The 25,511-nt window shown below is 61.6% G+C and carries 25 protein-coding genes and 2 pseudogenes; 17 read left to right on the top strand and 10 right to left on the bottom strand.

Annotation, left to right across the window (positions count from 1 at the left end; all coding sequences use genetic code 11):
• The first annotated feature begins 43 nt into the window (after positions 1 to 43).
• The 5 genes from KI237_RS22665 to KI237_RS22645 all read left to right on the top strand — a co-directional run bounded on the left by KI237_RS22665 (position 44) and on the right by KI237_RS22645 (position 5,007).
• Positions 44 to 1,693 (top strand): phosphoethanolamine transferase, encoded by a 1,650-nt coding sequence (locus KI237_RS22665; protein WP_212797141.1) that lies wholly within the window; start codon positions 44 to 46, stop codon positions 1,691 to 1,693.
• Between the two features lie 68 nt (positions 1,694 to 1,761).
• A complete protein-coding gene (locus KI237_RS22660; RefSeq protein ID WP_212797140.1) occupies positions 1,762 to 2,403 on the top strand; it encodes a class I SAM-dependent methyltransferase in 642 nt (213 codons plus the stop codon).
• A gap of 121 nt (positions 2,404 to 2,524) precedes the next feature.
• On the top strand, positions 2,525 to 3,658 hold the full coding sequence (gene rnd / locus KI237_RS22655) for a ribonuclease D (protein ID WP_058543827.1): 1,134 nt from the start codon (positions 2,525 to 2,527) through the stop codon (positions 3,656 to 3,658).
• Positions 3,655 to 3,948: a YcgL domain-containing protein gene (locus tag KI237_RS22650; protein WP_003198853.1), complete on the top strand. Its 294-nt coding sequence runs from the start codon at positions 3,655 to 3,657 to the stop codon at positions 3,946 to 3,948. Before rnd ends, KI237_RS22650 begins: the two co-directional genes overlap by 4 nt.
• Before the next feature lie 126 nt (positions 3,949 to 4,074).
• A complete protein-coding gene (locus tag KI237_RS22645; protein ID WP_212797139.1) occupies positions 4,075 to 5,007 on the top strand; it encodes a D-2-hydroxyacid dehydrogenase in 933 nt (310 codons plus the stop codon).
• A gap of 221 nt (positions 5,008 to 5,228) precedes the next feature.
• On the opposite strand, the gene KI237_RS22640 is transcribed toward KI237_RS22645, so the two are convergent.
• A complete protein-coding gene (locus KI237_RS22640) occupies positions 5,229 to 5,822 on the bottom strand; it encodes a nitroreductase family protein (protein WP_212797138.1) in 594 nt (197 codons plus the stop codon).
• 160 nt (positions 5,823 to 5,982) lie between these two features.
• Here KI237_RS22640 and KI237_RS22635 point away from each other — a divergent pair, with 160 nt between their 5' ends.
• Entirely contained in the window at positions 5,983 to 6,432 is a 450-nt protein-coding gene (locus KI237_RS22635; protein ID WP_018607524.1) for a YcgN family cysteine cluster protein, read from the top strand.
• Between the two features lie 31 nt (positions 6,433 to 6,463).
• A complete protein-coding gene (locus KI237_RS22630; protein ID WP_212797137.1) occupies positions 6,464 to 7,693 on the top strand; it encodes a hypothetical protein in 1,230 nt (409 codons plus the stop codon).
• 111 nt (positions 7,694 to 7,804) lie between these two features.
• Here KI237_RS22630 and KI237_RS22625 read toward each other — a convergent pair whose 3' ends face one another.
• From KI237_RS22625 to KI237_RS22610, 4 genes are all read right to left on the bottom strand, one after another.
• On the bottom strand, positions 7,805 to 8,182 hold the full coding sequence (locus KI237_RS22625) for a YgaP family membrane protein (protein WP_212797136.1): 378 nt from the start codon (positions 8,180 to 8,182) through the stop codon (positions 7,805 to 7,807).
• A gap of 77 nt (positions 8,183 to 8,259) precedes the next feature.
• On the bottom strand, positions 8,260 to 8,730 hold the full coding sequence (locus tag KI237_RS22620) for an RNA methyltransferase (protein WP_003198862.1): 471 nt from the start codon (positions 8,728 to 8,730) through the stop codon (positions 8,260 to 8,262).
• A 197-nt stretch (positions 8,731 to 8,927) separates the two neighbouring features.
• Positions 8,928 to 9,302, bottom strand: coding sequence for a YajD family HNH nuclease (locus KI237_RS22615; protein WP_003184246.1), 375 nt, complete (start codon positions 9,300 to 9,302; stop codon positions 8,928 to 8,930).
• A gap of 48 nt (positions 9,303 to 9,350) precedes the next feature.
• A complete protein-coding gene (locus KI237_RS22610; protein WP_212797135.1) occupies positions 9,351 to 10,037 on the bottom strand; it encodes a spermidine synthase in 687 nt (228 codons plus the stop codon).
• A 72-nt stretch (positions 10,038 to 10,109) separates the two neighbouring features.
• On the opposite strand from KI237_RS22610, the pseudogene KI237_RS30630 reads away from it, so the two are divergent.
• A pseudogene (locus tag KI237_RS30630) lies at positions 10,110 to 10,414 on the top strand (hypothetical protein).
• Positions 10,415 to 10,577: 163 nt separating this feature from the next.
• On the opposite strand, the gene KI237_RS22605 reads toward KI237_RS30630, so the two are convergent.
• Together KI237_RS22605 and KI237_RS22600 are read right to left on the bottom strand one after the other, a co-directional pair.
• Complete coding sequence (locus KI237_RS22605; protein ID WP_057449793.1) at positions 10,578 to 11,051, bottom strand: cyclic nucleotide-binding domain-containing protein; 474 nt, start codon at positions 11,049 to 11,051, stop codon at positions 10,578 to 10,580.
• A 246-nt stretch (positions 11,052 to 11,297) separates the two neighbouring features.
• Positions 11,298 to 13,352, bottom strand: a complete 2,055-nt coding sequence (locus KI237_RS22600) for a S9 family peptidase (RefSeq protein ID WP_212797134.1) — start codon at positions 13,350 to 13,352, stop codon at positions 11,298 to 11,300.
• Between the two features lie 135 nt (positions 13,353 to 13,487).
• On the opposite strand from KI237_RS22600, the gene KI237_RS22595 reads away from it, so the two are divergent.
• From KI237_RS22595 to KI237_RS22565, 7 genes and pseudogenes are all read left to right on the top strand, one after another.
• Positions 13,488 to 13,985, top strand: a complete 498-nt coding sequence (locus tag KI237_RS22595; RefSeq protein WP_212797133.1) for an MFS transporter — start codon at positions 13,488 to 13,490, stop codon at positions 13,983 to 13,985.
• Between the two features lie 32 nt (positions 13,986 to 14,017).
• Complete coding sequence (locus tag KI237_RS22590) at positions 14,018 to 14,794, top strand: class II glutamine amidotransferase (RefSeq protein ID WP_003198875.1); 777 nt, start codon at positions 14,018 to 14,020, stop codon at positions 14,792 to 14,794.
• A 12-nt stretch (positions 14,795 to 14,806) separates the two neighbouring features.
• Positions 14,807 to 15,349: a DUF2937 family protein gene (locus tag KI237_RS22585; RefSeq protein WP_212797132.1), complete on the top strand. Its 543-nt coding sequence runs from the start codon at positions 14,807 to 14,809 to the stop codon at positions 15,347 to 15,349.
• Positions 15,350 to 15,651: 302 nt separating this feature from the next.
• Positions 15,652 to 16,938: an MFS transporter gene (locus KI237_RS22580; protein ID WP_212797131.1), complete on the top strand. Its 1,287-nt coding sequence runs from the start codon at positions 15,652 to 15,654 to the stop codon at positions 16,936 to 16,938.
• Between the two features lie 74 nt (positions 16,939 to 17,012).
• The gene (locus KI237_RS22575; RefSeq protein WP_212797130.1) at positions 17,013 to 17,765 is read left to right on the top strand and encodes a 5-oxoprolinase subunit PxpA; all 753 of its coding nucleotides are present in this window, start codon (positions 17,013 to 17,015) and stop codon (positions 17,763 to 17,765) included.
• A pseudogene (locus KI237_RS22570) lies at positions 17,762 to 18,465 on the top strand (5-oxoprolinase subunit B family protein). Before KI237_RS22575 ends, KI237_RS22570 begins: the two are co-directional and overlap by 4 nt.
• Positions 18,462 to 19,382, top strand: a complete 921-nt coding sequence (locus tag KI237_RS22565) for a 5-oxoprolinase subunit C family protein (RefSeq protein ID WP_212797129.1) — start codon at positions 18,462 to 18,464, stop codon at positions 19,380 to 19,382. The pseudogene KI237_RS22570 and the gene KI237_RS22565 overlap by 4 nt, the downstream one beginning before the upstream one ends.
• Before the next feature lie 183 nt (positions 19,383 to 19,565).
• On the opposite strand, the gene KI237_RS22560 is transcribed toward KI237_RS22565, so the two are convergent.
• From KI237_RS22560 to KI237_RS22550, 3 genes are all read right to left on the bottom strand, one after another.
• Positions 19,566 to 20,744: a vWA domain-containing protein gene (locus KI237_RS22560; RefSeq protein ID WP_003198888.1), complete on the bottom strand. Its 1,179-nt coding sequence runs from the start codon at positions 20,742 to 20,744 to the stop codon at positions 19,566 to 19,568.
• A gap of 34 nt (positions 20,745 to 20,778) precedes the next feature.
• Positions 20,779 to 21,624: an AAA family ATPase gene (locus tag KI237_RS22555; protein WP_003184225.1), complete on the bottom strand. Its 846-nt coding sequence runs from the start codon at positions 21,622 to 21,624 to the stop codon at positions 20,779 to 20,781.
• A gap of 351 nt (positions 21,625 to 21,975) precedes the next feature.
• Positions 21,976 to 23,052, bottom strand: a complete 1,077-nt coding sequence (locus KI237_RS22550) for a DUF748 domain-containing protein (RefSeq protein WP_212797128.1) — start codon at positions 23,050 to 23,052, stop codon at positions 21,976 to 21,978.
• A gap of 147 nt (positions 23,053 to 23,199) precedes the next feature.
• On the opposite strand from KI237_RS22550, the gene cysK reads away from it, so the two are divergent.
• Together cysK and KI237_RS22540 are read left to right on the top strand one after the other, a co-directional pair.
• Positions 23,200 to 24,174 (top strand): cysteine synthase A, encoded by a 975-nt coding sequence (gene cysK, locus KI237_RS22545; RefSeq protein WP_212797127.1) that lies wholly within the window; start codon positions 23,200 to 23,202, stop codon positions 24,172 to 24,174.
• Positions 24,175 to 24,398: 224 nt separating this feature from the next.
• A complete protein-coding gene (locus tag KI237_RS22540) occupies positions 24,399 to 25,337 on the top strand; it encodes an aspartyl/asparaginyl beta-hydroxylase domain-containing protein (RefSeq protein WP_212797126.1) in 939 nt (312 codons plus the stop codon).
• The last annotated feature ends 174 nt before the right edge of the window (positions 25,338 to 25,511 follow it).

The following is a 25,511-nucleotide window of genomic DNA, read 5'->3' as shown; positions in this document are numbered from 1 at the left end:
ACGTCTTTTTCAAAGAGCAACTTTCAGGAAGCCGCCAACCATCATGCTGACTATTAAAGCCGTGCGCCCCGAGTGGGTGACACTGGCCGCCAGTGCCTTTTTGTTAGTGGGCTTCAATATCGTTCTCTGGCAACACTTGCTGGCGATCACCACGGCTGACGCTCGTGGCCTGCTGATGTGCGCGGCGTTTGGCCTGATGATTTTCAGCGCGTTCAACCTGGTGTTGACGCTCGTGGCCTTCCGTCCGCTGCTCAAGCCCGTGCTGATGCTGTTGTTCCTGATCAGTGCCGGTGTCGCCTATTTCATGGCCCAATACGGCGTATTGATCGACGCCGGCATGTTGCGCAATTTTGCTGAAACCAATGCCACGGAAGTCCGCGATCTGTTGTCGCTGAAGTTATTTATCTACCTCGGGTTATTGGGGGTGCTGCCTTGCTGGTTATTGTTCAAGACCCCGATCAGCTACCGTCGCTGGCCCAAAGAGTTATTAAGTAAATTGCTGGTCGGTGTGGCCTCGGCCGCGGTGATCGGCGTGGTCGCCCTGGCCAACTACCAAGGCCTGTCTTCGTTGTTTCGCAACCACCACGAGTTGCGCTTGATGGTCGTGCCGAGCAATTACATCGGTGCTTCGCTCGGCTACTTGCGTGAGCAGGTCGCGTCGGCCAAGCAACCGTTCATCGCGCTGGGCGAGGACGCGAGCCGCAATCCCGCCTGGCAAACCCACGGCCGCAAATCCCTGACCGTGCTGGTGGTGGGTGAGAGTGCCCGGGCCGAGAACTTCGGCATCCTCGGCTATAACCGCGATACCACACCAAAACTGGACAAAGAGGCCGGCCTGATCGCCTTCACCGACGTGCATTCCTGCGGCACCGAAACCGCCGTGTCGGTGCCCTGCATGTTTTCCAACATGGGGCGCAAGAACTACGACGCCAGCATCGCCAAGAATGAAGAGGGCTTGCTGGATGTGCTCAAGCGCGCCGGGCTGGAGGTGATCTGGCGGGACAACCAGTCTGGCTGCAAGGGCACCTGTGATCGGGTCACCGTGCAGGATGTGAGCAATCTGAAGGATCCAAACCTGTGTGCCAACAGCGAGTGCCGCGACGAGATTCTGCTCCAGGGGCTGCAGCATTTCATCGACACGCTCGATAAGGACACCGTGCTGGTGCTGCACCAGATGGGCAGCCACGGGCCGGAATACTTCAAGCGCTATCCCAAGGAATACGAGCATTTCACCCCGGTGTGCGAAAGCAACGCGCTGAACAATTGCAGCCGCGAGAGCATCGTCAACGGCTATGACAACACGCTTGTGTACACCGATCATGTGCTCTCGACCCTGATCGATCTGCTGCGGGCCAACCAGGACAAGGTCGATACGGCCATGCTGTACCTGTCGGACCATGGCGAGTCCTTGGGCGAGTACAACCTGTTTCTCCATGGCACGCCCTACATGCTCGCTCCGGAGCAACAGAAACACGTGGCGATGCTGGCCTGGTTTTCCGACAGCTATCAGAAGTCTTTTTCGGTCGACACCCATTGCCTGCAACTGAGTCGGCAAAAGCCGTTGAGCCAGGACAACCTGTTTCACTCGATGCTCGGGCTGCTGGAAGTCAACAGCCAGGTCTACAACCGGGACCTGGACCTGTTCGCCAGCTGCCGCGGTGCGGTGATTGACGGTGTCCTGGCCCGGGAGTGATGGCCTGGACCTTTTTTTCACGCAGCGTTGTTTAACCTGTCATCCATCCAATTCCAAGAGCCGTTCGTATGTCCGGGCTACCCCCATCCACCGTCGAGCTTGAGTTCGCCAGGCAGCATGACCAGGAACATGCACAGGTTTGCTGTCGGCCGGCGTCTCGACGCTTGCGCCTGGCGTTCTGGCGCGACGAGCACATGGTGCGCAACGCTTTGAAGGTGGCGGGCGAGCCCGGGTTGGTGCTGGATGTGGCCTGTGGCGCGGGGCGGTTCTGGCCGGTGCTGGCCGAGCACGCCAATCGGGTCATCCTGGCAGCGGACCCATCGCGGGACATGCTCGAACATGCGCTCACCCACCATGGCGGCGCGTTGCTCCAACGGGTCAAGACCTTCCCGAGTTCAGCATTCACCATCGGGCTGTCGGCCAACGCGGTCGATTGTATTTGTTGTCTGCAACTGTTTCGCCACGTCAGCGCCAGCGAGCATCGCCTGGCGCTGTTGCGCGAATTTCATCGGGTCAGTCGCGACACGGTGATCGTTTCGGTGCAAATCGAAGGACGCCTCAAGATCGGCCAGGCGCCGCAACGGAGCCTGGCCGACAAGGCCAGTCTCGAAGCCGAGTTTCGCCAGGCGGGGTTTAGCGTGCTCTGGCATCAGGATTTCCTGCCCGGTTTCGCACTGACGCGTGTTTATGTATTGCGTAAGACCGGTTAAGTCCTGATGTAGGACTATTCTTGCTTTTTCGCAGGCGATTTCTCTTAGGCTGCTGCTCTATGGATGCTCGCAATCGCCAGCGGCGATATATACTGCGCGCCATTCTTCAAGGGAGAGCCGTGTGGCCATCGATATTCACTGGATTCGCGACAACGATAGCCTCGGTCAGTTTTGCGCCGAGTGGCAGCAGTTGCCATTCGTCGCCCTCGACACCGAATTCATGCGGGTCGACACCTTTTACCCTATTGCCGGTTTATTGCAGATCGGCGACGGCAAGCGTGCCTACCTGATCGACCCCTTGACCATCGACAATTGGCAACCCTTGGCCGCACTGCTGGAAAACCCGGCGGTGCTCAAGGTGTTGCACGCCTGCAGCGAAGACCTTGAAGTGCTGCTGCGCCTGACCGGCAGCCTGCCTGCGCCGCTGTTCGATACTCAATTGGCCGCCGCCTACCTGAACCTGGGTTTCTCCATGGGTTATTCGCGGCTGGTACAGGAAGTGCTGGGTATCGAGTTGCCCAAGGGCGAGACCCGTTCCGACTGGTTGCAACGGCCGCTGTCCGAGACGCAGATCAGCTACGCGGCAGAGGATGCTGTGCACCTGGCAGAAGTTTTCGTACTGTTGCGCCCGAAGCTTTGCGACGAAAAATACCGCTGGGTCCTGGAGGACGGCGCCGAACTGGTGGCCAACCTGCGTCGCGAGGTCGACCCGTACGAGGTCTACCGCGAGGCCAAGCTCGCCTGGAAGCTGTCCCGTGCCCAATTGGCCGTGCTGCGCGAACTGTGCGCCTGGCGCGAACGTGAGGCGCGGGCCCGTGACCTGCCGCGCAATCGCATCATTCGCGAGCATTCGCTGTGGCCCTTGGCCCGTACCCAGCCGGATAATCTCGGCGCGTTGGCGAAAATCGAAGACATGCACCCGCGCACCGTGCGCCAGGACGGCCAGTTTCTGCTGGACCTGATCCAGCGCGCCGCCAGCGTGCCGCCCGAGCAATGGCCGCCGGCCGTGGCCGAGCCATTGCCCATCGAGGCCTCGGCGCTGGTCAAGCGTCTGCGGGCGCTGGGGCAGGCAGAAGCCGAGCGCCTGGAAATTGCCCCGGAGCTGATGCTGCGCAAGAAAACCCTCGAAGCGCTGATCAAGAGCGGCTTCCCCGAGGGCCCTTACCAATTGCCTGATTCGCTGCGTGGCTGGCGCCGCGAATTGATGGGCCAGGCGCTGCTCGACAGCCTGGCCACTGCCGGAGAACAGCCTTGAAACGTATTTGCTCCATCTACCGAAGCTCGAAGAAAAACGAGATGTACCTGTATGTGCTCAAAAGTGATGCCTTGGAGCGTGTACCTGAGCCGTTGATGGCGGCTTTTGGCAAGGCGATCCATGCCTTCGACCTGGTGCTGAGCCCCGAGCGGGCGCTGTCCCGGGAGGACATCAACAAGGTGCTGGAAAACCTCGATACCCAGGGCTATCACTTGCAAATGCCGCCGGCCGAAGATGAATACATCGAGCATTTGCCCGAAGAGTTGTTGCGCCGCAACGACCCGGTCTGACGGTCTCTGAGGCGCCTGTTCTGGGGGCCTTTGGAAAAACACTGGAAGGGTTTATTGACGACGATCGCAGGGATGGAGCGACACTCTGTCGGCGGTTGTCTGCACTGTTTTTGAAAGGTTTGATTCATGCGCGTTCTGATTGCCGAACACGACCACCCGGTGTACGCCCAGCTTTTGCGTCAAGCGGCACCCGATATTGAAGTCCTGACCAGCGGCGACTCCGCCGAGTTGTCGCGACTGGCCACCGATTGTCCGGTCTGGCTCGGCCAGCCCGATCTGCTGGCGACCCTGTTGCGTCAAGGCCATAGACCCAGCTGGCTGCAATCGACCTGGGCGGGTATCACGCCGTTGCTGGCCGAAGGCTTGACGCGCAATTACCGCCTGACCCGTGCGGTGGGCATTTTCGGCCAGGTGATGGCTGAGTACGTGCTGACCTACATGCTCGGCCATGAGCGTGAGGTGCTGGCACGGTTGGTCAGCCAGGTCGAGCGCAAGTGGGACAATCGCCAGGGACAAGGCCTGGCCGGACGCAAGGTGTTGATCGTCGGGACCGGAGACATCGGCCAACGCGTGGCGCAGTTCCTGGCGCCGTTCGGCGTGCAGTTGTATGGCATCGCCAGCGAAGCGAGGGCGTTGGCACCGTTTATCGAAGTCGGAGCGTTGAAGGACTTGCCACGCCTGGTCGGCGAAGTGGATTACGTGATCAATCTGCTGCCCAATACGCCGGATACCCATGACATCTATGACGCGGCGTTGTTCAAGCAATTCAAGCCGACGGGGTTGTTCATCAACGTCGGCCGTGGCGTAGCGGTGGTGGACGCGGACCTGGTGCAAGCCCTGAAGGAAGGGCACTTGGCCGGTGCGGTGATCGACGTCTGTCGCCAGGAGCCGCTGCCACAGCGCCACCCCTTCTGGACCGCCTGGGGCCTGCTGCTGACCGGCCACAGCTCGGCACCGACCTCGCCACCGATGATGGTGCAGTTGTTCCTGGAAAACCTGCGGGCCTACCAGGCGGGTGAAGCGTTGCGCGGTGAAGTGGACTTCAGCCGGGGCTACTGAAACCTGCTGCGATGCCCCTTTTGGGGCGGGCCAGCCGGTATGGATGTGCCTGAAAGACCGCCATCGCGAGCAAGGAATTGTGGGTGACCGTGGATTTGTAGGCGCTGGAGACCCACTGTGGGGGCGAGCTTGCTCGCGATAGCGGTGCGTCAGTAGATATCAATGTGACTGACACGCCGCCATCGCGAGCAAGCTCGCTCCCACATAAGGCCTGTGTCGCATCAGAGGCTGAAATTGCCTTCTGCCACCAGTTCGCTTAACGGCCGACGCGGGCTCGGGACTTCACGGGCCTGGAGGTATTCGGCCAGCGTCGATTTGTCCCCCAGCTTGCCGATCGCCACGGCGGCGTGCAGGGCGTAGCCTTGCGGGATCTTCAGTTCCTTGCGGGTCAACTCCTGGTCGAAACCGGCCATGCCGTGGGTGTGCCAGCCGCTGAGGCTGGCTTGCAGCGCCAGGTGGCCCCAGGCCGCGCCCGTATCGAAGGTGTGGGACTGCGCCGGGGTTTCCTCAGTGGCGCCGGGCACCGCGAAAGTGGTTTTCGAAACAATGATCACCAGTGCCGAGGCGTGTTGGGCCCAACCGCGGTTGAATTCATTGAGCAGGCCCAGGAAACGCTCCCAATTCGGCGTGTCGCGGCGCGCATACAGGAAACGCCACGGCTGGGAGTTGTAGGCCGACGGTGCCCAGCGTGCGGCTTCGAAAAAGCCCAGCAGGGTTTCTTCGGCAATGCTCTGGCCGGTAAAGGCGCGCGGCGACCAGCGTTCGATGAACTGGGGGTCAATGGCGTAGTCGGCGATGCGAGGGTTGGTGCTCATGGGCTTACCTGACTGGGTTCGGGAAGATAAATGAAGCAACCTACGTCCCGCCACGCGACCTGACAAGCCCCTGCATACCGACAGTCGCCAATGCTTGGCCTGGCGAGGTCCGGGCACTAGACTGTCGGCCTTCTCACCACCTGATGTTGATGCTTGAGCCATGGCCGCCAAAGTCGAACCGTTCTGGAAACGCAAAACCCTCGATCAGCTCGATCTGCAGGAGTGGGAATCGCTGTGCGACGGCTGTGGCCTGTGCTGCCTGCAAAAACTCGAAGACGAAGACGACAACAGCGTCTACTACACGCGCATCGCCTGCAAACTGCTGGACCTGAAAACCTGCCAGTGCACCGACTATCCCAACCGTCGCGACTTTGTCCCCGACTGCATCCAGCTCACACCGGGCAAGGCCGATGAGTTCAAGTGGCTGCCGCCGACCTGTGGCTATCGGCTGGTCAGCGAGGGCAAGGACTTGCCGTTGTGGCACCACCTGGTCTGCGGTGATCGCGATGCCGTGCACCACGAACGCATTTCCCAGTCCGGGCGTATGCTGGCCGAAGGCAGCGTGCCGGAAGACGATTGGGAAGATCATCTGATTTTCCGTGCCGGCTGAGCCATCGGGCGGCGCACTTCAGGGAGAACCCATGGCAGCAGGATTGAAACGGATGCTGGCCGCCGGGCTGCTGGCGATGTGCGGGCCGCTGTGGGCGGCGCAGAAAGTCGATCTGGATTATCACGTGCACCTGTTGCCCAAGAGCGATCAGGCCGAAGTGCGCCTGACGCTGGCCCGGGGTTCGGCGGTGCGCAGCCTGGATTTCGACCTCGGCGACGGCAGTCGCTACAGCGATTTCAAGGCCGACGGCCAATGGCAACTCACTCCTGGCCAAGAGGCGCGAGGTGTCTGGCGCCCGTCAGCCGACAAGGCCAGCCTGAGCTACCGGGTGCGCATCAGCCATGCGCGCAAGACGGGTACCTACGAAACCCGCATGACCCCGACGTGGGCATTGCTGCGGGGCGATGAGCTGGTGCCGTCGGCCAAGCTCGACCAGCAGGACGGCGTCGAACTGGTGGCCCGTCTTGAGGTTGAATTGCCTGATGGTTGGAAAAGCATCGAGACGCCTTGGCCGCGCATCGGCAAGCAACGCTTTCGCATCGACAACCCCTCGCGCCTGTTCGACCGCCCCACGGGCTGGATGCTCGCCGGCAAACTGGGTAGCCGCCGTACCCGTCTGGGCGAAACCGAGGTGACGGTGGCTTCGCCCCAAGGCCAAGGCATGCGCCGGATGGATGTGCTGACGCTGCTGACATTCGTCTGGCCGCAGGTACAAGCGCTGGTGCCGCGCCATCCGGCCAAGTTGCTGATTGTCGGCGCCGGTGATCCGTTGTGGCGTGGGGCCCAGGCCGGCCACGACTCGATCTACCTGCACAGCCGTCCGCCGCTGGTCAGCGAGCGCGGTAGTAGCCCGTTGTTGCGGGAGTTGGTGCAGGCGCTGGCCCGGGTCAATGATCATGATCGTAGCGACTGGATCAGCGAGGGGCTGACCGAGTACTACGCCATCGAATTGCTGCGCCGCGCCGGTGGCGTGAGTGATGAGCGCTATCAGACCCTCAATGACCGGCTTGCCCGCGACAGCAAGGGCGTCACCACCTTGCGCGGCGAACAGATCAGCCCCGCGGCAGTGGCCAAGGCGGTGTTGCTGCTGCAGGAGCTGGACCGCGAGATTCGCCTGAAAACCCGTAACAAGCGTTCGCTGGATGATGTGTTGCAGGGGGCGATGCGCTTGGAAACGGTCGACACCCAGGAATTTGTGCAGCTCAGCGAAAGCATCCTGGAGGGGAGCTCTACTGTGCTGGATACTCGGTTACTTCAGTGACACCGCTATCGCGAGCAAGCTCGCTCCCACACAAGCTCGCTTCCACACTGGAATGCGGTCCCCTGTGGGAGCGAGCTTGCTCGCGATGAGGCCATCAGCGGCACTGCAAAATCAGAGCCCAGCCTTCGGCGAATCCAACGAATCATTCCCCGTCACCGTAGCGGTACTGGTTGCCGCCTCGGCATTGGCCTTCAGGCGACCCAGCTCCTCACCGGCCTGCTCGATGCGGGCGCGGGCGCTGTTGAAGTTCTGACGGTTCTTTTCCAGCAAGGCCTTGGCCGAGCAATGCCCGGTGATCCCCCGCGCCAGCGCCATGCCACCGATCGCCAGTTGAGCCAGGCCGAGCACACCGCCACGGCGCAAGCCCTTGCCCATCATCAGCACACCGCCGGCCAGTGAGCCAATGCGTTCCCAGCCATGCACGTTTTGTGGCGGATGGGATTGGAAAGGGGTGGTCTCAATCGGCTCGAACGGGTTGTTATCGCTCATGATCTGTCTCCGGTGTGGGGATTGGTATAAAGCTGACTGCCCGAGCGATTGCCTTGTTCAATCGAATGTTGCGCCGATCAGCGGAATTGTGGCCCCGAACGGGTGTTGTTGCCTTTGGCCATGCGGTCGTACAGCACGACGTTGACCGTGGCGGCCAGGTTCATGCAGCCGGTAGTGGGGATGTACACCACGTCTTCGCACCAATCGCGGATGTCCTTGTCCAGCGAGCCGTCTTCGGGGCCGAAGATGTACAGCGCCCGGTCCGGGTGGGTGTATTCGGGCAACGGACGGGCGCCTTCCACCAGTTCCACGGCCACGGGCACACAGCCCAGGGGCAGGATTTTCTTCAGGTCGTCGATACCAATCAGCGGGATGTCGTAGTGGACTTTCTTGGTGTCGGTGACGAAGTCGGCGGCACGCTCATAGCGCTTGCCGGTGTAGAACACCGACGCCACGCCGTAGCAGCCGGCGGCACGCATGACCGAACCGACGTTTTCCGGTGACTTGGGGTTGAACAGACCGATGCAGCTATAGCGTTTGTTGGCCACGGGCGGGGTGCCTTTGGGGAAAAGGCGCGATTATACGGGGAATGGGGGAGGGTGGTCAGGTTCGAGATGTATGGCTCACACAATCTGTGGGAGCAAAGCTTGCTCGCGAACTAGGCACCTCGGTTTCTGAAAGACCGCATCGGCTTCATCGCGGGCAAGCCTTGCTCCCACAAAACGGGGCTCGCCACAACGCTGGATTACTCGTCTTTTTTCATCAACCCGGCCAGTGCGGCGAAGGGGTTGTGGGTCGCCTTGGCGATTTTCGGGGTGCTCAGGGAGCCGTCGCCGAAATATTGCTGGTCGGTGTAGCGCGAGTGCTCGTTGTCGTGGCAGTACAGGCACAGCAGTTCCCAGTTGGAACCGTCCTGCGGGTTGTTGTCGTGGTTGTGGTCGCGGTGGTGAACGGTCAGTTCGCTCAGGCGCTTGCCGGAAAATTCACGGGCGCAGCGGCCACAGACATGGGGGTACATTTTCAGGGCTTTGTCGCGGTAGCCCATCTCCCGATCGCGCTGGGCGTCGGCGAGGATGCGGTCCAATTTGGCGGTGTTGGACGGTGGTGTTGACGAACTCATGGGTTCACCTTTGTAGACAAGACGGATGACGGTTGGACAGAGTTTAGCTCAGCCCTTGAGCTTCTCGGCAATCCAGATGGTGTGGCGGGTGCCTTTGTTGCCATGGGCGAACACTTGCACTTCTTCGGCCTTGAAACCGGCTTTCTTCAGCTTGTCGGAAAACTGTCGGTCGGCGCTGGCCGACCACACCGCCAGCACGCCCTTGGGCCGCAGGGCCTTGGCGCAGGCGGCCAGGCCACCGGCCGAATACAGCCAACTGTTGGCTTTCTGGGTCAGGCCTTCGGGGCCGTTGTCGACATCGAGCATGATCGCGTCGAAACCCTGGGGTTCGGTTTGCAGCACCTTGGCCACGTCCTCCATGCGGATCACTGTGCGCGGGTCCGACAGCGGCCGCCCGGCCTTTTCTCCCAGGGGGCCACGGTTCCACTCCACGACACCGGGCACCAGCTCGGCCACCACCACTTCGGCGGTCTTGCCCAGGTGCTTGAGTGCCGAGGCGAGGGTGAAGCCCATGCCGAGGCCACCGATCAGCACGCGCGAGCCAGGACGACCGGCCACCTTGCGGCAGGGAATCTCTGCCAGGGCATCTTCGGAACCGTGCATGCGGGTGTTCATCAACTGCCCGCCGTCGCCGCCCTGGATCTTGATGACGAAGTCTTCGCCGTACTCGAACAGGCACAGGGCACCGCCGTTATCAGGGATGGGCGTGGTGTCGAGCAGAACGAAACGTTTCATGGAAATCTCGTAGGAGGGCAAACCGCGCGGTAACGACTAGCCTTAAAGCAGACAATAGCCACGGAGCCATTGATGAAGTGCATCATTCTAACGGCCATTGCCCTGGCGGCGCTCTCTATAAGTGACGCACAGGCTCAACAACCGACGATTCCGGTCAACCCACCGAGCATTCCCGGGTCGCCTGGCACCGCCACCCCCATGCCCTATCCGCCGGTCACCCCCAGCGGTGTGCCCAAGGTTGCCCCCGGAAGCGGCGGGCCGCCCCTGCTGCCCCCATCGAAATGCCCAAGCCACCCAAGGACCAGCCGATACCGGGTATGGAACCGCAAGCGCCGAAGGCCAAGTCGCCGGGGGGTAACCCTGTAGCCAGTCGGTGAAACAACTGAATGGTAAAAAACGGTGGGTTCGAGCATTGCGGTGAACTCTGTGGGAGCAAAGCTTGCTCGCGATGACGTCGGCATATGCAACACCGCTATCGCGAGCAAGCTTTGCTCCCACAGGCACCCCTCTCAGGTTCTGTGTTTCAACTGACTGAGGGGGTCAGACCTGCTGCGACAACAACTGCCCATCGGCCATGCGCAGGCGCTTGGACAGGGAGACGGCGAGGGCGCGGATGATCTTGGCGGCGATCTTGGGGGCGTCGTTGAGCATTTTCTCCAGGGAGTCCTTGCCCAGATTCAGCAACTGGCAATCGCTGGCGGCGATGCAACTGGCCGAGCGTCGCTCTCCGTCGAGCACGGCCATTTCACCGAATGCCCGGCCACTTCGCAGTGTGGCGATGGTCACGGGTTGGCCGTCGGGGCCGGTTTTCTGCACGGCCACCTGGCCGGTGTGGATGATGCACATGAAGCTGCCGGCATCTCCCTCGTGGAAAATCGCTTCACCCTCGGCGATGGCGCTGATGCTGAAATAGCCCGACGCCGCGGCGAAGTCGACAGGCAGCAACTGGTCGAACAGACCGCAGTCCATCAACCAGTCGCGGATTTCTTTGTTCAGTAAGGTCGGTTCTGACATGTCGGCACGGTCTTTTTCTTGTGTTTGTTACAGGTTTGGGCTGGCCTGGGTGTAAGACGATACCCATAACCGGTTCTTGTGGGAGCAAGGCTTGCCCGCGATACAGGCGACTCGGTCTGTCTATCAGATCAAGCTGATGCCATCGCGGGCAAGCCTTGCTCCCACAAAGGCTCGCTCCCACAGTGGATTGTGGTTGCATCATGGACTGGCGCATGGAGCTAAGACCCGGCCATCCCACAGAGTTCCTCAGGCCATCCCCAAAACCTTCAGGACAAATGCATATTCGAGCGCTACGTCACGCAATCCCTGGTAGCGCCCGCTCATTCCGCCATGGCCGGCGCCCAGTTCGGTCTTGAGCAGCAGGGGGTTGTCGTCGGTCTTGGTGGCCCGCAATTTCGCCACCCACTTGGCCGCTTCCCAGTACTGCACACGGCTGTCGTTGTAACCAGCGATCACCAGCAGCGCCGGGTAGGCCTGGGCGCTGACGTTTTCGTACGGGGCGTAGGCCCGGATCCGATCATAAACGTCCGGCTCCTCTGGATTACCCCATTCGTCGTATTCGGTGACCGTCAGCGGCAAGTCCGGGTCGAGCATGGTGTTGAGTACGTCGACGAACGGCACCTCCGCAATCGCAACCTTGAACAGCTCCGGGCGTTGGTTGAGCACCGCGCCGATCAGCAGGCCACCGGCGCTGCCGCCGCTGATTGCCAGTTGTTCGGCGGTGGTGAAACCGTTGCCGATCAAGTGTTCGGCGCAGGCGATGAAGTCGCTGAACGTGTTGTGCTTGTGTTCCTGCTTGCCGGCGCGATACCAGGCTTCCCCCAGCTCGCCTCCGCCCCGCACATGGGCGATGGCAAACGCTACGCCGCGGTCAAGCAGGCTCAGCCGCGAATGGGAAAACCACGGGTCGAGGCTTTCGCCATAGGCCCCGTAGCCGTACAGGTACAGCGGTACCGGCTGGCCGAGGGCTTCGCGCTTGACCACCAGGCTGATGGGCACCTGGGTGCCGTCCGGTGCGGTCGCCCAGAGCCGCTGGCTGACGTAGGCATCGGCGTCGAACGGGCCCAGCACCGGGGTTTGCTTGAGCACCACCTGTGCGCCGCTGGCCAGGTCCAACTGGCGGATCTGCGCCGGACGATTCAAGGCCTCATAGCGCAGGCGAATGCGGTCGCTGGTGAATTCCAGGCTGTTCTGCACATGCAGGCTGTAGGCCGCATCCGGCAGTTGCACCCGATAGGCCGGCAAGCCCTGTGGGTGCACTTCAATGATTGGCAAGCCGCCCTCACGCAGGCTCAAGGTCATGGCCCCGGCGTTCAGGCTCAGGCCGTCGATCATCACCGTGTCGCTGTGGGGGATCAGGTTCTGCCAGTCAGCCTCGGTCGGCGCCACGCCCGTATCGGCGGCCTGGTACAGGGCGAAGTTGATCCCGTCGCGGTTGCTGCGGATCAACCAGGTCCATTGGTTATCGAGCAGGCCGTGGTCGACGTCGTATTCATGGTTTTCCACGCGAGGCGCCAGGCAGGTAAAGGGGCGCTGCGGTTGCGCGGCGTCCAGCACCCAGACTTCACTGGTGGTCTTGCTGCCCAGGGACAGGATCAACTGCTTTTCCGAGCTCGAACGGTAGCAATGCAGGAAGAAACGCCCGTCCGGCTCATGGAACACTTGCTCGGCGGCAGTGCCGTCCAGGCGATAGCGCCAGAGCTTGTGAGGGCGATGGGTATCGTCCAACTCGCCAAAAAACAGCGTCAAGCTATCGTTGGCCCAAGTCATGCTGCCGTCGCAATCGGCGAAGGACAGTTCGCTGACCTTGTCGTTGGATAATTCCTTCACGAACAGGGTGTAGATCTCCTCGCCCGTGGTGTCCAGGCTGTAGGCCAGGCGCTGGTGGTCGGGGCTGATACTGAAGGCGCCCAGGGAAAAGAAGCCGCCGCCGGCCAGCACGTTCGGGTCCAGCAGCAGTTGTTCGCGGCTTTCATCCACGCTCAGGCTGTCGTCGGCCGGGCGCGGGCAGCGGTAGTGGCGCGGGTATTCGTCACCGGCCGTGGTGCGGGTGTAATACAGGTACGGGCCCCAAGGCGAGGGCAGCGACAGGTCGGTCTCGAGGATCCGGCCCTTGATCTCCTGGAACAGGGTTTCGCGCAGTTCAGCCTGATCGGCCAGTTGCGCCTGCTGGTAGCTGTTTTCGGCCTTGAGGTAGTCGAGCACGGCGTCGGTGTCGCGTTCCTGCAACCAGGCGTACGGGTCAACACCGGCGTCCCTGCGGGCAATCGGGGCGTTGGAAACGTGGGCAGATAGGGACATGAAAGGCTCTCGAACGTTGAACGAAAAAAGACACGTGGCCTGGACAGAACCAACCACACAGGCCATTCGCCAGACGCCGGGGCAGCCTGACGAGCGAAAAGCCGTTACTATAAGCGTCTCTTTGCCTGCCTTGCCATGGACACCATGACCGAGAATGACTATCTGATTGCCTGGGGCCTCTACGCCTTCGCCGCCCTGGGCTGCCTGCTGGTGTGGATGCGCATGACCCGCTGGATGTGGCGCTGGTTGCGCGAACCGCTGCGGTTGCTGATGGCGGTGTTGCTGTTTTGCCCGACCATTGTTGATCCGGTGAAGGACAAGGTCGCCCCGGCCCTGGCCATTGTTGCCCTGGACGTGCTGTTCAAAGTCGGCAACAACGTCTGGCGGGCGGCTTCCGATCTGCTCATGTACGGCATGATCGCCTTCGGCCTCTACTTCATTTTGGTGCTGGTCCGCTTCCCCATCGAGCGGGCCGCTAACGCTCGCAAGGAACGGGCCGCCGCCGCAAAAGCCGCGGCCGCGGCCGATGAGCCGGAAGACGAGCCACCGTTTGGCGTGGCCGGTGATGACCGTTACGGTCGCCCGCCCGTGCCGAGCAATCCCCAGCGTTCGCGTATCGAACCGCGCCTGTAGCCGGGCCTGCCCCTTGAAGCGAGAGTTCGAGCATGTGTGAGTTATTGGGCATGAGCGCCAATGTGCCGACCGACATCGTGTTCAGCTTTACCGGGCTGATGCAGCGCGGCGGCAAGACCGGGCCGCACCGCGACGGTTGGGGCATCGCCTTCTATGAAGGCCGTGGCCTGCGCCTGTTCCAGGACCCGGCCGCCAGCAGCGAATCGGAAGTGGCGAACCTGGTGCAGCGCTATCCGATCAAGAGCGAAGTGGTGATCGGGCATATTCGCCAGGCCAACGTCGGCAAGGTCTGCCTGTCCAACACCCACCCGTTCGTGCGTGAGTTGTGGGGCCGCAACTGGTGTTTTGCCCACAACGGCCAGCTCGCCGATTTCCAGCCGGGCGTGAGCTTCTACCGCCCAGTGGGCGATACCGACAGCGAAGCGGCGTTCTGCGATCTGCTCAACCGCGTGCGCCAGGCCTTCCCCGAACCGGTGGAGGTGGAACAGCTGTTACCGTCGTTGATCGAGGCCTGCGCTGAATACCGCAGCAAAGGCGTGTTCAACTGTTTGCTCAGCGATGGCGACTGGCTGTTCTGCTATTGCTCGACCAAACTGGCCCAGATCACCCGTCGTGCGCCGTTCGGCCCGGCTCGCCTCAAGGATGTGGATGTGATTGTCGATTTCCAGGCTGAAACCACGCCCAACGACGTGGTCACGGTGATTGCCACCGAACCCTTGACCGAAAATGAAACCTGGACCCGCTACGAACCGGGCCAATGGAGCCTGTGGCGACGCGGCGAATGCGTCAGCCACGGCCGGACCGAATAAGGACGTCACGCTATGTTGCTCAGTTATCTACGGCTGGTGTTGTTCGCGGTGGGCCTGTTGGTTGGGGTCCAGGTGCCGGGCTTCATCAATGATTACGCCAAACGGGTCGAGGCCCACCTGATCGAGGCGCAGACCGGCCTGCAAGGGTTCCAGGGCACTGCCAACCAGTTCTTCAAGGGCGACATGCAAGCCCTGGTGGCCCATTACCGTGCCAGCGAAGACCCGATTTTTCGCAGCGACGCCGACAGCCTGAACACCTTGCTCGTGCGCCAGCAGGCCCTGGACAAGCAGTTCCAGGCGATGCAAGGCCCGTGGTACATCCGCTTGCTGCAAGTGGCGCTGGCCGCCGATCCGGACATCCGCAAGGAAACCTGGAACGGCTACAGCTACCAGATCCTGTTGACCCCCGAGGCCATGATCTGGGGTGTCAGCGGTGCGTTGTTGCTGTCGTTCGGCCTGGAATGCCTGTTCCGCCTGATCGACTGGGTGGTGTTGGGCGGCAAGCGCCTGCGCCAGGGCCGGCCGATCGAAGAGCGGGATTTGCGCGGGCTCTGACGCTCGGCTCATAGGGCTTTTTTGTGGCGAGGGGATTCTATCCCCCGCTGCGTGGGAGCAAAGCTTGCTCGCGAAACAGACGCCTCGGTCTCTGAATGACCGCGTCAGCTTCATCGAGGGCAAGCCTTGCTCCCACAAAAGTGTTCAGTCAGGCCCTGCGATGAACCCAATCAAGTTTTTCTTATGACCCAGCCAGGGTTTTATTCGTTGGACGGGATCGGCCGCGCGCTCAAGAATCGACGCATCGGTCTCCACGTCAGCGTCGTTGAGACTTACAACAATAAAACCGTGGAGAAACCACCATGAGTGCACCCGACACGCTCGGCGTCCCCCAACCCCAGGCCCGTTCTGGTCCGTTCGATTGGTATCGCAACATCAATAAGCAGGAACGTCGCACCTTCTGGAGTTGCAAGATCGGCTACGCCCTGGACGGTATGGACACGCAGATGCTCAGTTTCGTGGTGCCGACCCTGATCGCGATGTGGGGCATTACCACTGGCCAGGCCGGCCTGATCCACACCAGTACCTTGATCGCTTCGGCCATTGGCGGCTGGGTGGCGGGCATTCTCTCGGACCGCATCGGTCGGGTGCGTACCCTGCAACTGACGGTGCTGTGGTTCGCCTTCTTCACTTTCCTGTGCGGCTTTGCCCAGAACTACGAACAACTGTTGATCGCCCGCACGCTGATGGGCTTTGGTTTCGGCGGCGAGTGGACTGCCGGTGCGGTGTTGATGGGTGAGGTGATCCGCGCCAAGGATCGCGGCAAGGCGGTGGGCATGGTGCAGTCGGGGTGGGCGCTGGGCTGGGGCATGACGGCGATCCTGTATGCGCTGCTGTTCTCGGTGTTGCCGCCGGAAGACGCCTGGCGCGCACTGTTCATCCTCGGCATCGTGCCAGCGGTGTTCGTGATTTTCGTCCGCCGGCTGGTCAAGGATCCGGAAGTCTATAGCCAGGCCAAGGCTCGGCAAACGCCGAGCAACCCGGCGAAATTCTACGAGATCTTCGCCCCCGGCATCCTCTTCACCACCATTCGTGCCTCGTTGCTGACCACCGGTGCCTTGGGCGGTTACTACGCCATCACCTCCTGGTTGCCAACGTTCCTCAAGAATGAGCGTGGCTTGAGCGTGTTGAGCACCGGTGGCTACCTGGCGATGGTGATCGTCGGTTCCTACGTCGGTTACGTCGTCAGCGCCTACCTGTCGGACATCCTGGGTCGGAAAAAGAACTTCGTCCTGTATGCCGTCGGCTCTTTCACCATCGTGCTGTTGTATACCCAGTTGCACGTGAGCAATGACGTGATGCTCTGGCTGGGCTTTCCCCTTGGGTTCTTCGCGTCGGGGATGTTCAGCGGCATGGGCTCGTTCCTCACCGAACTGTTCCCTACGCGCATCCGTGGTTCGGGGCAGGGGTTCTGCTACAACATTGGCCGGGCGGTGGCAGCATTGTTCCCGCTGTTGATTGGTCTGCTGAGCCAGAAAGTGCCGCTGAGCGTGGGTATCGGAGCGTTCGCCGCAGTGTCCTATGGCGTGGTGATCCTCGCGGCCCTGAGCCTGCCGGAAACCCAAGGCAAGCAGTTGGAAGCCGAGTAACTGATAACTTGTGGGGCCTGGGCTTCATGGCTTGGCCCCATGATCAAAAGAAAGAACCTACAGGAGCGTTCACCGTGAGCCGCCTGCTATTGAACTGCGACATTGGCGAAAGCTTCGGCAGCTGGACCATGGGTCTGGACGCCGAGGTGATGCCCTTCATCGATTGCGCCAACATCGCCTGCGGCTTTCACGCCGGCGATCCGAGCATCATGCGCAAGACCGTCAGCCTGGCCCTGGCCAACAGCGTGCGGATCGGCGCGCACCCGGCCTATCAGGACCTGGCGGGCTTCGGCCGCCGCTCCATGGCCTATGGCGCCCAGGAGTTGCAGGACTTGCTGCACTACCAGATCGGCGCCCTCGACGGCATCTGCCGGGCGCAAGGCGGGCGGGTCAGCTACGTCAAGCCCCACGGCGCGATGTACAACGACATGATGGCCAACCCGGCGCAACTGCGTGCGGTGATCCAGGCCGTCGCGACCTATGATCGGCAATTGCCGCTGATGCTCATGGCGACCCGGGACAACAGCGCCGCCCAGGCCCTGGGCGACGAGTACGGCCTGACCCTGTGGTTCGAAGCCTTTGCCGACCGCGCCTATGACAGTGCCGGTCGCCTGGTTTCGCGGCAAGCGCCGGGCGCGGTGCACCACGATCCCGAAGTCATTGTCGGGCAGGCCCTGACCATCGCCCGCGGCGATGCGTTGACTGCCAGTGACGGCAGCGCCTTGCACCTTATGGCCAACACCTTGTGCGTACACGGCGACAACGCCAGCTCCGTGGCAGCTGTGCAACGCATCCGCGAAGCCCTGGACCGGCAGAGTGCGCCATGAGAGCACGCTTGGAAGTGGTGGCGGTGGACTGCTTTATGGTGCGCCTGTTCGATGAGATCGCCGAGGCGAATATGCCCTGGATGCTCGCCGCCAGCGAACGCCTGCGAGCGGTGTTTGCCGAGCATCTGATTGACTTGGTGCCGTCCTATACCACGTTGATGGTGCACTACGATGTGCTCGCCCTGAACCCGGTGCAGGCTCGTGAATTGATCGACGAGGCGTTGAATAATCTTTCACCGGATGCCCGGTCCGCCGGCCAATGCCACGTGCTGCCGGTGTGGTACGACCTCCGTGTCGGGCCGGAGCTTGCGCTGCTGGCGAACCGCAGCGGGCTGACGGTCGCCCAGGTGATCCGTCGTCACAGCGAACGCGAGTACCAGGTGTTTGCCCTGGGCTTCGCCCCCGGTTTCGCCTTCATGGGGCTGGTGGACGAGGAACTGGCCGCACCGCGCCTCGACACCCCGCGCAAACGCGTGGCAGCGGGCAGTGTTGGTATCGCCGAGCGCCAGACCGCGGCGTATCCGGTGGTATCGCCCGGGGCTGGAACCTGATCGGTCGCACCCCGACCAAACTGTTTGATCGCGAGCGCGATGGCTACAGCCTGATGCAGCCGGGGGACACGGTGCGTTTTGCCCCCGTGGACCATGGCGAATTCATCGCGCTGGGTGGCGACGACACACCGTTGGAGGCCCAGATATGAGCCGGTTGTTGATCGAGGCCAGCACCCCGCTGTGCCTGTTGCAGGACGCCGGCCGTTTCGGCGTGAGGCATCTGGGTGTGACCCAGGGTGGCGCGGCGGACTGGTTGTCGATGGCCTGGGCCAACTGGATGCTCGGCAATGCCCTGGGGGCGGCGGTGGTGGAGATTACCCTCGGCGGTTTCACCGTGGTGGCCGAAGAGGATTGCGTGCTTGCATTGGCCGGAGCGGACCTGGGCGCACGGATAGACGGCCAGGGGGTGGCGTCGTGGCGCTTCTTCAGCTTGCGCAAAGGTCAGGTGCTGGCGCTCACCCAGCCCGTGCTCGGTGCCCGGGCCTACCTGGCCGCTCCCGGTGGTTTCAATGCGCCTGCGGTGCTGGGCAGCCGGGCGACGGTGGTGCGTGAGGAGCTCGGTGGCCTGGATGGGCGAGGGCGGGCGCTGAGTCGTGGCGAGCACCTGAGCTATTGCGGCGCGGCGACGCCTCGGCCCATGCCGCACACGCGGATTCCGGATTTCCAGCAAGCGCAGCCGCTGGACTTGATCCTGGGGGCGCAGAACGGTGCTTTCAGTGGACAGAGCCTGTTCGATGCGTTCAACACCTCATGGACGCTGGACAGTCGCGCCGACCGCATGGGCATTCGCTTGCTGGGTACGGCGTTGGAATATCAGGGGCCAGCAATGATTTCCGAAGGGATTGCGCTCGGTGCCGTGCAGGTGCCGCCGGACGGCCAGCCGATTGTGTTGCTCAACGACCGGCAAACCATCGGTGGGTATCCACGCCTGGGCGCCTTGACCCCGTTGTCCCTGGCCCGGTTGGCGCAATGCCTGCCGGGGGCGCAGGTGCGGTTGCGACCGGTGGTGCAGGAGGTTGCGCATCACCAGCAGGTTGAGTGCTTGCAGGGGCTGTTAAACCGCTAAAAGCATCGCGAGCAAGCTCGCTCCCACAAGGGTCCTATGTGTGACAGAGATCCAGTGTGGGAGCGAGCCTGCTCGCGATGAGGCCCGCACAGACAATAAATCCTCACACTGGATCTCATATATGACGAAGATCCAATGTGGGAGCGAGCTTGCTCGCGATGAGGCCCTGAAGGGCACCAAGGATCACTTGGAAAGAAACCGCATCCCTTCCTCCAACCCCCGCAAGGTCAGCGGATACATCCGGTCTTCCACCAACTCGCGCACGATGTTGGTCGAGGCGGTATAGCCCCAGGTGTCCTTGGGGTACGGATTGATCCAGATGAGCTTCTTGTACTTCTCCATGAAGCGCTGCATCCACACATAACCGGCTTCTTCGTTCCAATGTTCGACGCTACCGCCGGCCTGGGTGATTTCATAAGGCGCCATGGCGGCGTCGCCGATGAAGATCACTTTGTAGTCGGCGCCGTACTTGTGCAGCAAATCCTGGGTCGAGGTCCGTTCCGAAGTGCGGCGCAGGTTGTTCTTCCACACCGATTCGTAGACGAAGTTGTGGAAGTAGAAATACTCCAGGTGCTTGAATTCGGTCTTGCAGGCCGAGAACAGCTCTTCGCAGATCTTCACGTGGGCGTCCATCGAGCCACCGATGTCGAACAGCAGCAACAATTTGACGGTGTTGCGTCGTTCCGGGCGCATCTGGATGTTCAAAAGACCGGCGTCGCGGGCGGTGTGGTCGATGGTGCCGTCGATGTCCAGCTCTTCGGCCGCACCCTGGCGGGCGAACTTGCGCAGGCGGCGCAGGGCGATCTTGATGTTGCGCGTGCCCAGTTCCACCTGGTCGTCGAGGTTCTTGTATTCGCGCTGGTCCCAGACCTTCACGGCCTTGCCCTGGCGCTTGCCGGCGTCGCCGACCCGAATGCCTTCGGGGTTGAAGCCACCGGAGCCGAACGGGCTGGTACCGCCGGTGCCGATCCACTTGTTGCCGCCGGCATGGCGTTCCTTCTGTTCTTCCAGGCGTTTCTTGAATTCTTCGATCAGCTTGTCCAGGCCACCCAGGGACTGGATCTGCGCCCGCTCTTCGTCGGTCAGCGAACGCTCGAACTCCTTGCGCAGCCAGTCCTCGGGGATCAACGCCTGGAGGTGATCGTCGAGTTTTTCCAGGCCGTTGAAATACGCGGCGAACGCCCGGTCGAACTTGTCGAAATGCCGTTCGTCCTTCACCAGGATCGCCCGGGACAGGTAATAGAATTCGTCCATGTCGGCGAAGATCACCCGCTGTTTCAGCGCGTTGATCAGGTCCAGCAGTTCGCGCACCGACACGGGCACCTTGGCGGCGCGCATCTCATTGAACAGGTTAAGCAGCATGGCAATCGCCCTCGCTCTTGTTAGACGAAGAGGATCAGCGAGTGCCGCGACGGCTCATGAACGCCAGGCGTTCGAGCAATTGCACGTCCTGTTCGTTCTTGACCAGGGCGCCGGCCAGCGGCGGGATGGCCTTGGTCGGATCACGTTCGCGCAGTACCGCTTCGCCGATGTTGTCGGCCATCAGCAGCTTGAGCCAGTCCACCAGTTCGGAGGTGGAGGGTTTTTTCTTCAGGCCTGGCACCTTGCGTACGTCGAAGAACACGTCCAGCGCTTCGCTGACCAGGTCTTTCTTGATGTCCGGGTAATGCACGTCGACGATTTTCTGCAGGGTGACGCGGTCCGGGAAGGCGATGTAGTGGAAGAAGCAGCGGCGCAGGAACGCATCCGGCAGTTCCTTCTCGTTGTTGGAGGTAATGATGATGATCGGCCGTTGCTTGGCCTTGATGGTTTCGTCGGTCTCGTAGACGTAGAACTCCATCTTGTCGAGTTCTTGCAGCAGGTCGTTGGGGAATTCGATGTCGGCCTTGTCGATTTCGTCGATCAGCAGGATCACCCGCTCTTCGGATTCAAACGCTTCCCAGAGCTTGCCCTTCTTCAGGTAGTTGCGCACGTCATGGACCTTGTCCACGCCCAACTGCGAGTCCCGCAGGCGGCTGACCGCGTCGTACTCGTAGAGGCCCTGGTGGGCCTTGGTGGTGGACTTGATGTGCCAAGTAATCAGCCGCGCCCCGAAGGATTCGGCCAGTTGTTCGGCCAGCATGGTCTTGCCGGTGCCCGGTTCGCCCTTGACCAGCAGCGGCCGTTCCAGGGTGATGGCGGCGTTCACGGCCAGTTTCAGGTCATCGGTGGCCACGTAGGCGCTGGTGCCTTCGAACTTCATTCTGCAATTCCTCGAACGGTGTCGCCGGCCTGACGAGGCGGGGCGCGGGAAATAAATATCGTGCCCGACTATAACGCGGCGCCCCGCCGACTGTGAACGCAGACGCTGTATTCAGTCTCTGAATGGAGCGTCACATGTTGACTCAGTCTCGGCGCCTTGCCAGATTGCGTATCGCCAATTTGGCGATACGTTTCTGACTGACGGTCTGTGGCGAGGGAGCTTGCTCCCGCTGGGCTGCGAAGCGGCCCCAAAAGCCTGCGAGCGCTGCGCACTCGAGCGGGAGCAAGCTCCCTCGCCACAGGGGATCCACATTCAGCGCTCGCAGCATCACTCGCTACAGCAGTGGTCGCGCTAATCGGTCGACGGCGGCGGTTGTTCATATCGGGCATTGAACGCCTGGACGAAACCGTTGCGCAGGATCTGCAGGAAGGCCTCGAAGGCGCTGATGTCCTGCTGGTGAACATTGCCGCTGAGTTCCACCCGGGTGGCGAACTGGTTCTTGCGCTGGTTCTTGAGGGCCGTTTCGCCTGTGCCGACCAACGCTTCCCAGACCGAGCGGAAGATGTTCTTGTTCTGGTTTTCCACGTCCTGCTGCCAGTCGAACACGTCGACATCGCGCAGTAATGGCTTGATGTAGCCGCTGAGCCTGGCGTTATCGGCTTCAGCCTCGATCACCAGGTCGCCGTGGCCGGCATTGAAATCGAATTTGCCATAAGCCGCGGCGAAATCGTTCAGGCGCTTGAGCTCGATGTTCCTGGCCCGCAGGCGGAAGTCGAAATCCTCGAAGTTGCTCAATGGGTCGAAGGTGGCCTGCATTTCCAGCGGCGCGTGTTCGGCCACAAGGGCCTTGCCCTCGAAACGGGCGTCGCGCTTGCCTTTGGTGTCGACCACGTTGGTCAAGTTGTAGAAGCTGGCGTTGACGTCGGTGGCCCGCAGGTTGACCGGGGGCTTGGAGTTGAAGTTGCGGAAGGTGACCTCGCCATTGCGGATGCGCACTTCGTTGAAGGTGATGGGCAGCAATTTGCTCAACTGCTCGCGCCAGTTGGTGCCCCGGCCGGTCTGGGAGTTCTGGCGGTTGGGGCCGCCGTCGACGAAGTTCACTTCCGGGCGGGCGAATTCCACCTCGGCGACCACCGCATGGTCATGCCACAACGAGTGCCAGCTCACAGACAGGTCCACCAGCGGTGCTCTGACGAACGGCACCGGCACCTTGCCGTCGACCTTGACGATTTCCAGGCCATTGATCCGGTAGGCACCTCGCCACAGGGCCAGGTCCACGTCGGTGATCCGGCCGCGGTAATCGCCCATGTCGGCCAGTTTGTCGTTCAGGTAATCACGTACCAGGTAAGGCAAGGTGAAATGCAGGGTCACCAGCACCGCGGCGATGGCGGCGAAAACCCACAATGGCCAACGGTATCGACGCTTCATGTCAGTCAGTCTCCAGCGTTTGTTGGGGGAGCGCCTTCTAATGTCATTGACTGTCGCGACAACGGGAACGTTCGGTGCAACTGGACGCCCATGGGCAACAGGCATACCTTTAAAGGCTTACATTCCCGCTGCATCAAGGACCCAGCCATGAGCCGTATATTCGCTGACAACGCCCATTCCATCGGTAATACACCGCTGGTGCAGATCAACCGCATTGCCCCGCGCGGTGTGACCATCCTGGCCAAGATCGAGGGGCGTAACCCAGGGTATTCGGTCAAGTGCCGGATCGGCGCGAACATGATCTGGGACGCTGAAAGCTCAGGCAAACTCAAGCCGGGCATGACCATCGTCGAACCGACTTCGGGTAACACCGGGATCGGCCTGGCGTTCGTCGCCGCCGCCCGTGGCTACAAGCTGATGCTGACCATGCCCGCCTCCATGAGCATCGAGCGGCGCAAGGTGCTCAAGGCCCTGGGCGCGGAGCTGGTGCTCACCGAACCGGCGAAGGGCATGAAAGGGGCGATCGACAAAGCCGCCGAGATCATGGCCAGCGATCCCACCAAATACTTTATGCCGCAGCAGTTCGATAACCCGGCGAACCCGGCGATCCACGAAAAAACCACCGGTCCGGAAATCTGGAACGACACCGACGGCGCGGTGGACGTGCTGGTGGCCGGTGTGGGCACCGGCGGAACCATCACTGGGGTTTCGCGGTACATCAAGAACACCTGCGGCAAACCGATCCTGTCGGTGGCAGTCGAGCCCGAGGTTTCGCCGGTGATTACCCAGGCGATGGCCGGCCAGGAGATCAAGCCCAGCCCCCACAAGATCCAGGGGATCGGTGCCGGGTTCGTGCCGAAGAACCTTGACCTGTCGATCGTTGACCTGGTCGAACGGGTCTCTGACGACGAGTCCAAGGCCATGGCCCTGCGCTTGATGCAGGAGGAGGGCATCCTCTGCGGAATCTCTTGTGGCGCGGCGATGGCCGTGGCCGTGCGCCTGGCGGAAAAACCGGAGATGCAGGGCAAGACCATCGTCGTGATCCTGCCGGATTCGGGCGAGCGGTACTTGTCGAGCATGTTGTTCAGTGATCTGTTTACCGAGCAGGAAATCAAGCAGTAACTGTCTGCAGGATGTGGCAGGCGGTTAAATCACATTTGGAAAGGTATCGACGGGCGTCAGCCAAAGTTCAGGTCACGCATGGTAAGAAGGTCATTATTGCGTAATCCTCAACAGTGAATGTTGCGCCCGACGGTTTCCCGGTCAGGCCATGATCTATAACATGGCCGGCCGCTGCGCTGGGCTGATGGCGTTTTGTCAGTTGTTTTTGGACAAGGAGTTGTAAAATGACCGTTTCGTTTGTCGCCAAGGCCTTGGTGTTGCTGCTGTTTTTGGGCAGTACGCTTTATGTGCATTTGCGTGGCAAGGCGCGTTTGCCGGTGTTGCGGCAGTTCGTCAACCACTCGGCGCTGTTCGCCCCCTATAACACCTTGATGTACCTGTTCTCCGGCGTGCCCTCGAAACCTTACCTGGACCGCAGCAAATTCCCCGAACTGGATGTGCTCAAGGACAATTGGCAAGTCATCCGCGACGAGGCCATGCACCTGTTCGACGAGGGCTACATTCGCGCTGCCGAGAAGAACAACGACGCGGGTTTCGGCTCGTTCTTCAAGAAGGGCTGGAAGCGTTTTTACCTCAAGTGGTACGACAAACCGCTGCCGTCGGCTGAGCTGCTGTGCCCCAGGACGGTCGCGCTGGTCAGCCAGATCCCCAATGTCCGGGGCGCCATGTTTGCCCTGCTGCCGGGTGACAGCCATCTGAATCCCCACCGAGACCCCTTCGCCGGTTCGTTGCGTTATCACCTGGGGTTGTCGACCCCCAATTCCGACGACTGCCGAATCTTCGTCGACGGTCAGATCTACGCTTGGCGCGACGGCGAAGACGTCATGTTCGATGAAACCTATGTGCACTGGGTCAAGAACGAAACCCCGCAGACCCGCGTGATTCTGTTCTGTGATGTCGAGCGGCCCTTGAAAAGCCGGTTGATGACCCGCCTCAACCGCACCATCAGCGCATTCCTCGGCCGCGCCACCGCGCCCCAGAACCTGGATGATGAACATGTCGGTGGCATCAACCGGGCCTATGCCTGGAGCAAAACGTTCAGCGACGGCATCAGCGGCCGGGTCAAGCAATTCAAGCGCAAGCATTCCAAGGCCTACCGAGTGATGCGGCCCGTGTTGGCCGTGGTGGTGCTGACGGCGCTTGGCTATTGGTTGTTCGTTTAGATTGCGCAATCCATCGAGCGCTGGTTATAGTCAGCGCTCCTCGGGTTTTCGAACCCACTCCTTCAAGAGATCGGCTCATGCCTGCATCCCCTGTCATCGCGGTCGTGGTCCCAGCGTTCAACGCTGGCGTCGTGCCGTGTGGGAGCCAGCAGCCTGCGCAGATCGGTCAATACC

The sequence above is a fragment of the Pseudomonas sp. St316 genome (assembly GCF_018325905.1).
In the GTDB taxonomy this organism is placed as follows: domain Bacteria; phylum Pseudomonadota; class Gammaproteobacteria; order Pseudomonadales; family Pseudomonadaceae; genus Aquipseudomonas.
Note: the sequence above shows the minus strand (reverse complement) of the source record. Positions and strands in the feature narration are given on the sequence as shown.

Bases quoted from the DNA above. Each gene is read 5' to 3' on its own strand.
- KI237_RS22590 (WP_003198875.1), top strand. From the start codon at position 14,018: ATGTGTGAGTTATTGGGCATGAGCGCCAATGTGCCGACCGACATCGTG.
- KI237_RS22640 (WP_212797138.1), bottom strand. From the start codon at position 5,822: ATGAGCACCAACCCTCGCATCGCCGACTACGCCATTGACCCCCAGTTC.
- KI237_RS22580 (WP_212797131.1), top strand. From the start codon at position 15,652: ATGAGTGCACCCGACACGCTCGGCGTCCCCCAACCCCAGGCCCGTTCT.
- KI237_RS22555 (WP_003184225.1), bottom strand. From the start codon at position 21,624: ATGAAGTTCGAAGGCACCAGCGCCTACGTGGCCACCGATGACCTGAAA.
- KI237_RS22595 (WP_212797133.1), top strand. From the start codon at position 13,488: ATGGACACCATGACCGAGAATGACTATCTGATTGCCTGGGGCCTCTAC.
- KI237_RS22635 (WP_018607524.1), top strand. From the start codon at position 5,983: ATGGCCGCCAAAGTCGAACCGTTCTGGAAACGCAAAACCCTCGATCAG.
- KI237_RS22550 (WP_212797128.1), bottom strand. From the start codon at position 23,052: ATGAAGCGTCGATACCGTTGGCCATTGTGGGTTTTCGCCGCCATCGCC.
- KI237_RS22600 (WP_212797134.1), bottom strand. From the start codon at position 13,352: ATGTCCCTATCTGCCCACGTTTCCAACGCCCCGATTGCCCGCAGGGAC.
- KI237_RS22660 (WP_212797140.1), top strand. From the start codon at position 1,762: ATGTCCGGGCTACCCCCATCCACCGTCGAGCTTGAGTTCGCCAGGCAG.
- KI237_RS22645 (WP_212797139.1), top strand. From the start codon at position 4,075: ATGCGCGTTCTGATTGCCGAACACGACCACCCGGTGTACGCCCAGCTT.
- KI237_RS22665 (WP_212797141.1), top strand. From the start codon at position 44: ATGCTGACTATTAAAGCCGTGCGCCCCGAGTGGGTGACACTGGCCGCC.
- KI237_RS22625 (WP_212797136.1), bottom strand. From the start codon at position 8,182: ATGAGCGATAACAACCCGTTCGAGCCGATTGAGACCACCCCTTTCCAA.
- KI237_RS22565 (WP_212797129.1), top strand. From the start codon at position 18,462: ATGAGCCGGTTGTTGATCGAGGCCAGCACCCCGCTGTGCCTGTTGCAG.
- KI237_RS22560 (WP_003198888.1), bottom strand. From the start codon at position 20,744: ATGCTGCTTAACCTGTTCAATGAGATGCGCGCCGCCAAGGTGCCCGTG.
- KI237_RS22605 (WP_057449793.1), bottom strand. From the start codon at position 11,051: ATGTCAGAACCGACCTTACTGAACAAAGAAATCCGCGACTGGTTGATG.
- KI237_RS22615 (WP_003184246.1), bottom strand. From the start codon at position 9,302: ATGAGTTCGTCAACACCACCGTCCAACACCGCCAAATTGGACCGCATC.
- KI237_RS22585 (WP_212797132.1), top strand. From the start codon at position 14,807: ATGTTGCTCAGTTATCTACGGCTGGTGTTGTTCGCGGTGGGCCTGTTG.
- KI237_RS22540 (WP_212797126.1), top strand. From the start codon at position 24,399: ATGACCGTTTCGTTTGTCGCCAAGGCCTTGGTGTTGCTGCTGTTTTTG.
- cysK (WP_212797127.1), top strand. From the start codon at position 23,200: ATGAGCCGTATATTCGCTGACAACGCCCATTCCATCGGTAATACACCG.
- KI237_RS22630 (WP_212797137.1), top strand. From the start codon at position 6,464: ATGGCAGCAGGATTGAAACGGATGCTGGCCGCCGGGCTGCTGGCGATG.
- KI237_RS22610 (WP_212797135.1), bottom strand. From the start codon at position 10,037: ATGAAACGTTTCGTTCTGCTCGACACCACGCCCATCCCTGATAACGGC.